This is a genomic window from Nocardioides sp. (assembly GCF_036274455.1).
GTDB lineage: Bacteria > Actinomycetota > Actinomycetes > Propionibacteriales > Nocardioidaceae > Nocardioides.
In genome coordinates this window covers 18,704-30,061 of record NZ_DASUFR010000037.1, presented here as the reverse complement: position 1 = coordinate 30,061, position 11,358 = coordinate 18,704, and the positions used below count along the sequence as shown (strand labels likewise).

The window sequence follows — 11,358 nt, the reverse complement described above, 5'->3', positions numbered from 1 at the left end:
AGCCCGGTGACCCACTCTGGGGCTTGCGCGGGTGCCTTCCCTGCGGAGGTCTCGACAGGCTCGACCAGCGGCGGGCCACCACGGTGGCTGAGGAGCGAGGCGCCCCCGGCGCCGAGCCTCGAAGCCCGGTGACCCGGCGCTGGGACTCACCCCGGGTGCCTTCCCCGCGGAGGTCTCGACAGGCTCGACCAGCGACGGGCCACCAGGTGCCTTCCCTGCGGAGGTCTCGACAGGCTCGACCAGCGACGGGCCAGCAGGTGCCTTTCCCTGCGGAGGTCTCGACAGGCTCGACCGGCGACGGGCCACCAGGTGCCTTTCCCTGCGGAGGTCTCGACAGGCTCGACCAGCGACGGGCCAGCAGGTGCCTTCCCTGCGGAGGTCTCGACAGGCTCGACCAGCGACGGGCCAGCGGGTGCCTTCCCTGCGGAGGTCTCGACAGGCTCGACCAGCGACGGCAATCGTCAGGCAGTGGCGCGGTGCAGCGCGACGATGCCGCCGCTGAGGTTGCGCCACTCGGGGCGGTGCCAGCCGGCGTCGGCGATGAGGGCCGCCAGGCGCTGCTGGTCAGGCCAGGCGCGGATGGACTCCGCCAGGTAGACGTAGGCGTCGGGGGAGGAGGAGACCGCCCGGGCGATCGGGGGGAGGGCGCGCATGAGGTACTCGACGTACACCGTGCGGAACGGCGCCCAGGTCGGGTGGCTGAACTCGCAGACCACGAGCCGGCCACCGGGACGGGTCACGCGGAGCAGCTCACGCAGGCCGGCGAGGGGGTCGACGATGTTGCGCAGCCCGAACGAGATCGTGACCGCGTCGAAGGTGTCGGCAGCGAACGGCAGCCGGGTCCCGTCGCCGGCCGTGAACGGCAGCTCCGGTCTGGCCTGCTTGCCGACCTGCAGCATGCCGAGCGAGAAGTCGCACGGTACGACGACCGCACCCCGGTCGGCGAAGGGCTGGCTGGACGTGCCGGTGCCCGCGGCCAGGTCGAGCACCCGCTCCCCCGGCTCGGCATCGACGGCCCGCAGCACCTCCTTGCGCCAGCGGCGGTCCTGGCCGAGCGAGAGGACGTCGTTGGTCACGTCGTAGCGCTTCGCGACCGCGTCGAACATCCGCCGGACGTCGGCGGGCTGCTTGTCGAGGTCGGCGCGGGTCACCCGGGCAACAGTAGGGGCGGCGTGTCGGCAACCCGAAGCCGCCGCCGCGCGTCACTCTGGTGCCCGACTCCACTTCCCCCTTGGGAGCCCAAGAAATGCACCGAGCATGACGTCGTTGCGTCGAGCAGGCCTCGGCCTGCTGGTCGTGCTGCTGATCGCCTTGTCCGCCGCCGCCGTCGGCTACGCCCAGCGGCACTCCGGCGGGCCTGATCTCCAGGGTGACGCGACGCTGCACACCCGGCCGGTGGCCCAGGAGGCACCGGCCGAGTCCGCGGCCGCACCCGTGGCCGCACCGGTGACCGAGAGCGCGCCGCCCAGGGTCTACCGCACCCGGATGCGGCCGCCGTACCGCATGGAGCCCGGCATGGTGCTGCTCGAGAAGGGCGACACCGGGACCAGGGTCCGCGACCTGCAGGCCCGGCTCGCCCAGCTCTACTGGTTCTTCGGCCGCGGCACCGGGACCTATGACGACGCGACGGTGAAGGCGGTGCGCGGCTTCCAGGCCAAGCGGAAGATCCCGGTCACCGGGAAGGTCGACCAGCGCACCCTGGACCGGCTGCACGCCATGACCACCGAGCCGACCAGGGACGCGATGGGGCTGCACAACCTCGCCGGACCGCTCGACCCGCGCTGCCGGACCGGCCGGGTCATCTGCATCGACAAGACCAGCCAGACCCTCCGCTGGGTCGTCGACGGCTCGGTGCTCAAGACCGTCGACGTGCGGTTCGGTGCGTCGTACTCCCCCACCCGCGAGGGCGTCTTCCACGTCTACCTCAAGGACGCCGACCACGTGTCGCGCCTCTACGACTCGGCGATGCCCTACTCGATGTTCTTCTCCGGCGGCCAGGCGGTGCACTACTCGTCGGACTTCGCCGCCCGCGGGTACGCCGGGGCCAGCCACGGCTGTGTCAACGTGCGCGACTACGACGCCGTCGCCTGGCTCTACGGACAGGTCCAGGTCGGGGACGAGGTCGTCATCTACTGGAGCTGACGGCGGCGTGTGCTCGCTCACGTCGGTGCTCCCGGAGTCGGACTCCGGGCGCTCGCGTGGGTACTCTCACCACTTGTGACGAGCGGCTCCACCCCCGACGTCTCGCGGGAGACGCCGACCGCGCCCCTCGTCGTCCGCACCGTCGAGCTGGAGCTCCCGGCCGAGGCGAACCTCCTCGACCTGCTCCCCGACGACCACCCGGTCACCTGGCTGCGCCGCGGGGACGGGCTGGTCGGCTGCGGGGTCGCGGCAGAGCTGCGTCCCTCGGGAGCCGGCCGGTTCGAGGAGGCCAACAGCTGGTGGCGTGACCTCACCGCGCGGGCGATCGTCCGCAGCGACGTCGACGAGCCCGGCAGCGGCCTGGTCGCCTTCGGCTCGTTCGCGTTCGCCGACGAGCCCGGCGACTCGACCCTGGTCGTCCCCGAGCTGATCGTCGGGAGGCGCGGCGACACCGCGTGGCTGACCACGGTCTCCTCGGTCGGCGGCCTCGACCAGCTGGACCGACGACTCGAGCTGGCCACCACCCCGCCCGCGCCGGTGGACGTCCACTTCACCGACGGCGCGCTGAACGGCGAGCAGTGGATGGCCGTCGTGGCCGAGGCGGTGCAGCGGATCAACGCCGGCGACCTCGAGAAGGTCGTCCTCGCCCGCGACCTGCTCGCGACCGCGGCCGAGCCGATCGACGTCCGCTGGCCGCTGCGCAGGCTGGCCAAGGAGTACCCCACCTGCTGGACCTTCCACGTCGACGGCATCTTCGGCGCGACGCCGGAGCTCTACGTCCGCCGGGAGCTCGGGCTCGTCACCTCGCGGGTGCTGGCCGGCACCATCCGACGAAGCGGCGACGACGCCCACGACCTCGCGCTGGCCGCCCGGCTGGCCCGCTCCTCGAAGGACCTCGAGGAGCACGAGTACGCCGTCCGCTCGGTCGCCGAGGCGCTCGAACCGCACTGCTCGTCGATGAACGTGCCGGAAGCGCCGTTCGTCCTGCACCTGCCCAACGTGATGCACCTCGCGACCGACGTCGCCGGCGTCGCCCACGACTCCGAGACCGTCACCTCGCTGCAGCTCGCCGCCGCGCTGCACCCCTCGGCGGCGGTCGGCGGCACCCCCACCACCCTGGCCACCGAGCTGATCGCACAGATCGAGGGCATGGAGCGCGGGCGGTACGCCGGACCGGTCGGCTGGATGGACGCCGACGGTGACGGCGAGTGGGGCATCGCTCTGCGGTCCGGGGTGATCTCCGGCAGCACGGTCCGGCTCTACGCCGGCTGCGGCATCGTCGCGGACTCCGACCCGGAGGCGGAGCTGGCCGAGACCCAGGGCAAGTTCGTCCCGGTGCGGGACGCGCTCACCACATAGAGGCGGCTAGGGGCAGCCGGTCCCGGTGCCGCCGGTGGCACAGGCGAGGTCCATGTGCAGGTCGTGCCACCAGCCGACGGTCAGCCGCGCCGGCTGGCCGGTCGCGGTCACCAGCAGCGCGGGGTCCTGGGTCCACACGAGCTTGACGACGTCGCTCGTCTCGGTGCAGAACAGCCGCCCGGCCGCCTCCGTCGCCGGGTCGAGTCCGCCGGCCGTCTCGTCCTCGACCGACACGCCGTCGCCGTGTCCGAGGTCGAGGTTCCAGGTGATCTCGCCCTCGTACGCCTCCCCGCTGCAGTCACCGGTGTTCTCCGGCACCGGGTCGCCGGACAGCTCGCGGACCGCGGCGGTGTAGGCGGCGTACAGCTCCTCCGGGGTGGGGTACGTCGTGAACACCGCCACCTGGATGTTCGGTGCCGGGTTGCGGCAGGTGACGCGACCGTCACCCGCCACGCAGGACGCCGCGGACAGCCGGTCGGAGCCGATCGCGGTGATCATCGACAGCAGCTGCTCGGCCTCCGGGCTCGCCGTGGAGTCGCCGGCCGGCTGCGCGGACGCGGACGACGTCGGTTGGCTGACCACCTGGTCGGCGCCGCTCGAGACCCCGCGGACCTGGGCACTGTCCTCCGACCCGCCGCGCAGTCGGTCGACGATGTGGCCCACCGCGCGCCCCTCGATGACCAGCAGCGCCGCAGTCACGAGGCACAGCACGACCGCCACCAGGAGCTCGAGCCCGGTGAACCGGCTCTCGTCCTCGGCCACCCGCGTCGGAGGCGGGGACCACGGCGGCGGCGCGTCGTCGGCTGCCGCGGCCATCGGCTCGGGCTGCTGGTCGGCGAGCAGGACCGCGTCAAGGGCGCGCTCGAGCACGGCGGGCGCCTCGGGGTCGTCGGGGTCGAAGCGGACCGGGGGGGCCATCGTCACGATCGGGTGCAGCCCGGACTCCGGCGGCTTGTCGTCGAGGTCGAGCCGGACCACGGGCAGGCCGGTGGCCGCCGCGTGCTTGGCGGCCAGGCGGCAGGCGTGCGCGTCGGCGTACGCCGGCGAGACGACGGCCACGAACAGCTCGCAGGTCTCGATCCGACCGACGACCTCGTTCCACCACGCGGTGCCCTTGGTGTCGTCGCGATCGTCGACCGGCTCGTCGCCGAAGGAGTGCAGCATGCCACCGACGCGGTCTCCGACCGCCCGGTCACGGTAGGCGCTGCTGACGAACACCCGACTCACAGCCGTCACCCCCGAGTTCTGGCCCCAGTGGTCCAGACCAGAGAACGTCGACTCGTGCCCCAACCGCATCCCCCAGGCTGGGGACGTTTCCGCACACCCCTAACTTGATCCCATGCCGTCCGGCGCCCACGACCATGCCCACGACCCGCGCAACGACGAGATCCTGATATGGGTCAACGGCGAGCTGAGACCTCGCGCGGAGGCGACGGTCTCTGTCTTCGACTCCGGGTTCGTCCTCGGCGACGGCGTGTGGGAGGGGCTCCGGATCCACGACGGCCATCCCGCGTTCCTCGAGCAGCACCTCGACCGGCTGTGGGAGGGCGCGACCGCGCTGATGATCGACCTCGGGGTCACCCGGGAGGAGCTCACCCGGGCCGTCTACGAGACGCTCGACGCGAACGCGATGACCGACGGCGTGCACGTCCGGCTGATGTGCACCCGCGGGGTGAAGTCGACGCCGTACCAGGATCCGCGGGTGACCGTCGGCCCGGCCACCATCGTGATCATCGCCGAGCACAAGCTCCCGACACCGGAGACGGTCGAGCGCGGGCTGGCGCTGTTCACCACGCACGTGCGCCGCGCGACCCCGGACACGCTGGACCCGAAGCTCAACGCACACAGCAAGCTCAACGACATCCTCGCCTGCATCCAGGCCTACCAGGCGGGCGCCGACGAGGCGCTGATGCTCGACCCGCACGGCTTCGTGGCGACCTGCAACAGCACCCACTTCTTCGTCGTCAAGGGCACGCCGGAGGAGCCGGAGGTGTGGACCTCCGACGGCCGGTTCTGCCTCGGCGGCATCACCCGCGGCAACGTCGTGGCGATGTGCCGTCACCACGGGATCACCGCGCACGAGAGGACCTTCAGCCTCACCGACGTCTACAGCGCCCAGGAGGCGTTCGTGACCGGGACCTTCGCCGGCGTCGCCCCCGTGCGCTCGGTCGACGGCCGGACCATCGGCACCGGACGGCGCGGTCCGGTGGTGCAGCGGCTGCAGGAGCTGTACGCCGACTGGGTGGCCCGTGACGTCGCGGGACGGACCCGGCCGTGAGCGACGCCGCACCGGGAGCGGTGGTCCGGGTCGGGATGTGGTCCGGCCCGCGCAACATCTCGACCGCGATGATGCGGGCCTGGGAGAACCGGCCCGACACGGTCGTGGTCGACGAGCCGCTCTACGCGGCCTACCTCGCCCGCACCGGCCTCGACCACCCGGGGCGCGAGGAGGTCCTGGCCGCGCAGCCGACCTCGCTCGAGGAGGCCGTGGCCGCGCTCTCCGAGCCGCTGCCCGATGGCAAGACCGTCCACTACGCCAAGCACATGGCCCACCACGTCGACATGGGCTCCGACGCCTCGTGGACCGACGCGTTCCGCAACGTGCTGCTGATCCGCGACCCCTCCGAGGTGGTGGCGTCCTACGTCCGCTCCCGCGAGTCCTGCGAGCCCGAGGACATCGGGCTCCTCCAGGAGCAGTGGCTGCTCGAGCGCTGGCGGGCCGCGGGCCACGACGTCCCCGTGATCGACTCCGCCGACTTCCTCGGCGATCCCGAAGGACACCTGCGCTGGCTGTGCGACTGGCTCCGGATCGACTTCACCGACCGGATGCTCTCCTGGCCACCCGGGCCCCGAGACTCCGACGGCGTATGGGCGCCCTACTGGTACGACGCGGTGCTGGCCTCGACCGGCTTCGAGCCCTACCGCCCGCGCGTGGTCGACCTCTCGCCGCACGACGCCGCCGTCGCCGAGGCCTGCCGGCCGGCGTACGACGCCCTGCGTGAGCTGAGGATCAGCCCCCGGTAGCCGGTCAGCCCATCCCGTCGGTCATGCCGTCGCTCGGCTCGGTCATGCCGTCGCTCGGCTCGGGGGTGCTCGAGCCGCCGCCGCCCTCGTCGCACGCGCCGGGCATGTCGGACATGCCGAGGCAGGCGATCTCGTGGTGGACCTGGCGCCACCAGGCCCCCACCTTGTCGTGAGGTGCGCCCTGGGCCACGGCGACGAACCGGGGTCCGTCGTTCTGCGTCCAGATCATCGTCAGCGCGCTGCCGTGGAGGCCGCAGAACACTCGCCCGGCGGCCTGCGAGCCGGCGTTGAGCCCGCCGTGCATCAGCTGCTCGACCGAGTACTTGCGGCTGTGGTTCCGGTTGTGGTTCCAGCTCACCTCACCACTGAAGTGCTTCGAGTCGCACTCGCCGGTGTTCATGACCCGGTCGAAGGGCATGCCCGCGCTCGTCTCCGCCTGCGACGTGTACGCCTCGTAGAGGTCGTCGAGGGAGTCATAGACGACGAAGTCGACGGAGGCGACACCGGACACTCCCGGCTCGCAGTGCACGGCGTCGGCCCGGGTCACTGCACACGAGCCCGGCGGAACCAGCGGTGGGTGCTGGGCCGACTCGTCGACCCGGTCCAGGATCGCCACGAGCGCGTCGGTCTCCGACGAGGAGGCTGGCGCTGCGGACGTCGCCGGCGACTCGCCCGGAGCCGTCCCGGCCGCCGGACCCCCTCCACCGCCCTTGTCGTCGTCGCCGCCGAGGTGGGTGACCACCCAGCTGGTGCCGCCGGCGATGACCAGGACGGCGACCGCCGCGGCCGCCACGACCAGGAGCCGCCGGCTGCGGCCGTCACCACCCTTCGGAGCGGGCGGATGAGGAGGCGCCGCGGAGCCGAGCATGTGGTCGATCTCGACGGCACTGGCGTAGGCGACGTCGGGACGGCGGCGCAGCTCGGCCAGCAGGGTGCGTGCCGTCGCGTCGTCGTCGGTCCCGAGCTTGGTCCGCAGGGTCGCGATGATCGCCAGCTGCCGGTCGACAGGCATGGTCTCGGCGTCGTGGATCTCCTGCCGGGTCGCGGTCAGGTAGGTGACCGGGACCGGTGGCCGCGCCGGCGGCTCGGCCGGCGGGGTCCGCGCCTGCAGCGCGCCGAGCGCCCGCGCGAGGCGCGCGATGGAGGTGCGGTCCTCGAGGCCGTACCGGATCCAGTTGGTCTGAGCCACGTGCGGGTCGCACATCTCCGGGCCGACGCTGCCGAGGTCGAGCGGGAGGATCGGTACGCCGACGTCCGACGCCCAGTGCGCCTCCTGGCGGCAGGCCTCGGAGTCGACGTAGGCGTCCGACAGCACGGGCAGGAACCCGTCGCTCTCCTCGATCCGGGTGAGCAGCACGTCCCACCAGCGCTGGCCCCCCGTCAGGTCCTGGTCGTAGAAGGGCTCATGGCCCATCTCGCGCAGCTCGTTGACGAGCTGGGCCACCACGGGCATGTCGCGGCGCGCGTAGCTGATGAACAGACGCGCCATGGTGTGCCCCCCGGTCCCCAAGACGAAGCGTTCTGGTCATGTAACGCCGATGCGCCACCGATGGGAATGATCCGAACGGGTCACTCCCGCCTGGCCCGGGCTCGTCCTCAGAGGTCCTCGCCGTCCGCCCGGCGCAGCCACTCCATCCCGCGCGGGGCAACCAGGGTGTCCATCTGCATGTCCAGGATCGCGTGCCCGGCCTCGGAGTAGACGCGGTCGTGGATGGCGAGGTTCCGGGGCGCACCGACCGCACGGATGAACTCGATCGCCATCTCGCTGCGCAGCCACGGCGCCGACGCTGGGCAGAGCAGCACGTCGACGGGCACCTCGGGAAGGGCGAGTGCGTCTCCGGGGTGGTAGACGGTCTGGTCGCCGGCGGTGACCAGGTAGCCCGAGTTGTAGGGCTGGGGCAGCTCGGGGTGGATCACGTTGTGCAGCTCCCCGACCGCACGGACCGGCAGGCCGGCGTCGAAGGCGGCGCCGGCCGGGATGGTCGAGGTGCGCTCGGCGACGTCGGGGGCGTCGGCGGCGAGCTGCTCGGCCACCTGACCGACGGTGAAGACCGGGGCGTCCGTGGCGCGGAGGTTGTCGGGATGCAGGTGGTCCGGGTGCAGGTGCGTGACGAGGACGGCGGTGGCGCCGTCGACCGCCTCGGGGTCGGTGAACATCCCGGGGTCCACGACGACGACCGCGCCGTCGTGCTCGATCCGGACGCAGGCGTGGCCGAACTTCGTGATCCTCATGGGCTCGACTCTAGGTCCGAGCGCGCGGGCGAGCTTGCTCGCGCCCGGTCAGCGAGGAGGCTGAGGGGCGACGCGTCTCGAAACCGACCAGTTCGCCGCGACCCGCGGATCACACCAGGTGAGGGCGGTTCCTACCGCCGTACTGGTTCTCGGATGAGGAGTGGCAGATGTTCGAAGACGCTCGGCTCCGATGGGTCGTCGTGCTCACCGCGGTCGGTTCGTTCATGGCCGCCCTGGACACCCTGGTGGTGGCCTCGGCGCTCAGCACGATCCAGCGCGACCTCGGCGCGTCGCTGTCGGACCTGGAGTGGACGGTCAACGCCTACAACCTGAGCTTCGCCGTCCTGCTGGTGCCCGCGGCCGTGCTCGGCGACCGGCTCGGCCGGGCGCGGACCTACGCCGCCGGGCTGGCGCTGTTCGCGCTGGCTTCCGCCGGCTGCGCACTGGCCGGCAGTGCCGGTGCGCTGGTCGGGCTGCGGGTGGTGCAGGGCGCCGCCGCGGCCACCGTGATGACGCTCGGCCTGGCCCTGCTGAGCTCGGCGTTCCCGCCCGAGCGGCGCGGCACCGCCGTCGGGCTGTTCAGCGCCGTCACGGGGATCGCGGTGGCCTGCGGTCCCCTGGTCGGCGGCGCGGTCGTGGACGGCCTGGCCTGGCAGTGGATCTTCTGGCTGAACGTGCCGTTCGGGCTGCTCGCCGCACCGCTGGTGCTCCGCCACGTCCCGGAGGCGCGGGTGCCGGACAGCCGGCTCGACCTGCCCGGCGTCGTCCTGCTCGCGGCCGGCGTGCTCGGGCTGGTCTGGTCCCTCGTGCGCGGCGAGACCTCCGGCTGGACCAGCACCGAGGTGCTGGGCATGGGCGCGCTCGGCCTCGCCCTGCTGGCCGGCTTCGGGGCCTGGGAGCGGCGAGCCGCCACTCCGCTGCTGCCGCCCCGGCTGCTGCGGCGCCGCGGGTTCACCGCGGGCAACGTGGCCAGCGGGCTCACCGTGGCCTCGCTGTTCTCGGCGGTCTTCTTCTACGGACAGCTGATGCAGGTGGTGATGGCCGAGAGCCCGCTCGACGCCGGCGTCCGGTTGATGGCATGGACCGGCACGTTCATCCTGGTGGCCCCGCTGGCCGGCACCCTCGCCGACCGGATCGGCGAGCGTCCACTGGTCGTGGCCGGGCTCATGATCCAGGCCGCCGCGATGATCTGGTTCGCCGTCCAGGTGGGCACCGACCTGACCTACCTCGACACCCTCGGCCCGTTCGTCATCGGTGGCGTGGGCGTCTCGCTCGCGATCCCGTGCGGCCAGAGCGCCGTCATCTCGGCGGTGACCGACCGTGACGTCGCCACCGCCTCGGGCGTCAACGGCACGGTGCGCCAGCTCGGCGGGGTGCTCGGCATCGCGGTGACCGTGGCGGTGTTCGGCTCGTGGGGCGGCTTCGCCTCGGCCGGCGACTTCGTGACCGGCTTCCGGGCCGCGCTGCTCGTGGCCGCGGCGCTGTCGCTCCTGGGCGCGCTGGCCGGTCTCGCGCTCCCCGCCCGCCGGGTGGCGGCGACGACCGAGCCGGAGGCCGGCGACGAGCTCGAGGCGGTCGCCGCATGAGTACCGTCGCTGCGGAGGACGCAGACGATCGTGGGGAGGTACGCCGGGTGAGCACCGCCTCGGACGGGTTCGCCGAGCAGGTCGCACCCCTGCGGCCAGGGCTGCTGCTGCACTGCTACCGGATGCTCGGCTCCTCCCACGACGCGGAGGACGCGGTGCAGGAGACGCTGCTGCGCGGCTGGCGCGGGGTCGACCGGTTCGAGGGCCGGAGCTCGCTGCGCACCTGGCTCTACACGGTGGCGACCAACGTGTGCCTCCGCGAGATCGAGCGGCGCGGCAGGCGGGTGGTCCCGGTGGACCTCGGTCCGGCCCGCGACCCGGCGGACGGGCTGGTGGCACCGCTCACCGAGACCGTCTGGCTCGGGCCGCTCCCGGACGCCGGCATCACGTGGGAGTCGACGCCGGCCGACGCCGTCTACGAGCAGCGGGAGTCGGTGGAGCTCGCGTTCGTCGTGGCCCTCCAGCGGCTGCCCGCCCTGCAACGAGCGGTGCTGGTGCTGCGCGACGTACTGGCGTTCACAGCTGCCGAGACCGCGGAGATCCTCGACACGACGGTCGACTCCGTCACCAGCGCCCTGGCCCGCGCACGGGGGTCGCTCCGCGCCGACCTCCCCGAGCGAAGCCAGCAGGAGGTGCTGCGCGAGATCGGTGACCGGCAGGTCCGCGCCACGGTGGCCGCGTTCATCGCCGCCTGGGAGCGCAACGACGTCGACGCCGTGGTGACCCTCCTGGCCGACGACGTCGTGTGGTCGATGCCGCCGTACGCCGAGTGGTACCTCGGCCGCGAGGCCGTCCGCGCCTTCATCGCCCGGACGCCGCTGCGGGCCGGGCGCCGCTGGCGTGCCGAGCCGGCCACGGTCAACGGCCAGTCGGGGATCTCCTTCAGCGTGTGGCGCAAGGACGTGGGGGCGTTCCTCACCCATGGCCTGTCGGTCGTGACCTTCGAGCCCGGCGGTCGGATCGCCATTTTCACCACGTTCCTGGACCCGGCGGTCGTGCCCACGTCATGACGACG

At 72.7% G+C, this 11,358-nt stretch carries 10 protein-coding genes; 6 read left to right on the top strand and 4 right to left on the bottom strand.

The features are described from left to right. Positions 1-461: 461 nt before the first annotated feature. A complete protein-coding gene (locus tag VFV89_RS03705; protein ID WP_329704555.1) occupies positions 462-1,151 on the bottom strand; it encodes a demethylmenaquinone methyltransferase in 690 nt (229 codons plus the stop codon). A 106-nt stretch (positions 1,152-1,257) separates the two neighbouring features. On the opposite strand from VFV89_RS03705, the gene VFV89_RS03700 reads away from it, so the two are divergent. Together VFV89_RS03700 and VFV89_RS03695 are read left to right on the top strand one after the other, a co-directional pair. Continuing rightward, a complete protein-coding gene (locus VFV89_RS03700) occupies positions 1,258-2,142 on the top strand; it encodes a L,D-transpeptidase family protein (RefSeq protein ID WP_329704554.1) in 885 nt (294 codons plus the stop codon). Positions 2,143-2,217: 75 nt separating this feature from the next. Next, positions 2,218-3,501 carry an isochorismate synthase gene (locus VFV89_RS03695; RefSeq protein ID WP_329704553.1) on the top strand — a complete coding sequence of 428 codons (1,284 nt, stop codon included), beginning with the start codon at positions 2,218-2,220 and terminating at the stop codon, positions 3,499-3,501. Positions 3,502-3,507: 6 nt separating this feature from the next. On the opposite strand, the gene VFV89_RS03690 is transcribed toward VFV89_RS03695, so the two are convergent. Next, a complete protein-coding gene (locus VFV89_RS03690; RefSeq protein ID WP_329704552.1) occupies positions 3,508-4,737 on the bottom strand; it encodes a toll/interleukin-1 receptor domain-containing protein in 1,230 nt (409 codons plus the stop codon). A 103-nt stretch (positions 4,738-4,840) separates the two neighbouring features. On the opposite strand from VFV89_RS03690, the gene VFV89_RS03685 reads away from it, so the two are divergent. Then, complete coding sequence (locus VFV89_RS03685) at positions 4,841-5,779, top strand: aminotransferase class IV (protein ID WP_329704551.1); 939 nt, start codon at positions 4,841-4,843, stop codon at positions 5,777-5,779. After that, on the top strand, positions 5,776-6,525 hold the full coding sequence (locus VFV89_RS03680; protein ID WP_329704550.1) for an HAD family hydrolase: 750 nt from the start codon (positions 5,776-5,778) through the stop codon (positions 6,523-6,525). Before VFV89_RS03685 ends, VFV89_RS03680 begins: the two co-directional genes overlap by 4 nt. Positions 6,526-6,529: 4 nt before the next feature. On the opposite strand, the gene VFV89_RS03675 is transcribed toward VFV89_RS03680, so the two are convergent. Then, entirely contained in the window at positions 6,530-8,014 is a 1,485-nt protein-coding gene (locus VFV89_RS03675; RefSeq protein WP_329704549.1) for a toll/interleukin-1 receptor domain-containing protein, read from the bottom strand. A gap of 107 nt (positions 8,015-8,121) precedes the next feature. Then, the gene (locus tag VFV89_RS03670; RefSeq protein WP_329704548.1) at positions 8,122-8,757 is read right to left on the bottom strand and encodes an MBL fold metallo-hydrolase; all 636 of its coding nucleotides are present in this window, start codon (positions 8,755-8,757) and stop codon (positions 8,122-8,124) included. Between the two features lie 167 nt (positions 8,758-8,924). On the opposite strand from VFV89_RS03670, the gene VFV89_RS03665 reads away from it, so the two are divergent. Together VFV89_RS03665 and VFV89_RS03660 are read left to right on the top strand one after the other, a co-directional pair. Next, positions 8,925-10,343, top strand: coding sequence for an MFS transporter (locus VFV89_RS03665; protein WP_329704547.1), 1,419 nt, complete (start codon positions 8,925-8,927; stop codon positions 10,341-10,343). Continuing rightward, entirely contained in the window at positions 10,340-11,353 is a 1,014-nt protein-coding gene (locus VFV89_RS03660) for an RNA polymerase subunit sigma-70 (RefSeq protein ID WP_329704546.1), read from the top strand. Before VFV89_RS03665 ends, VFV89_RS03660 begins: the two co-directional genes overlap by 4 nt. Positions 11,354-11,358: the final 5 nt, after the last annotated feature.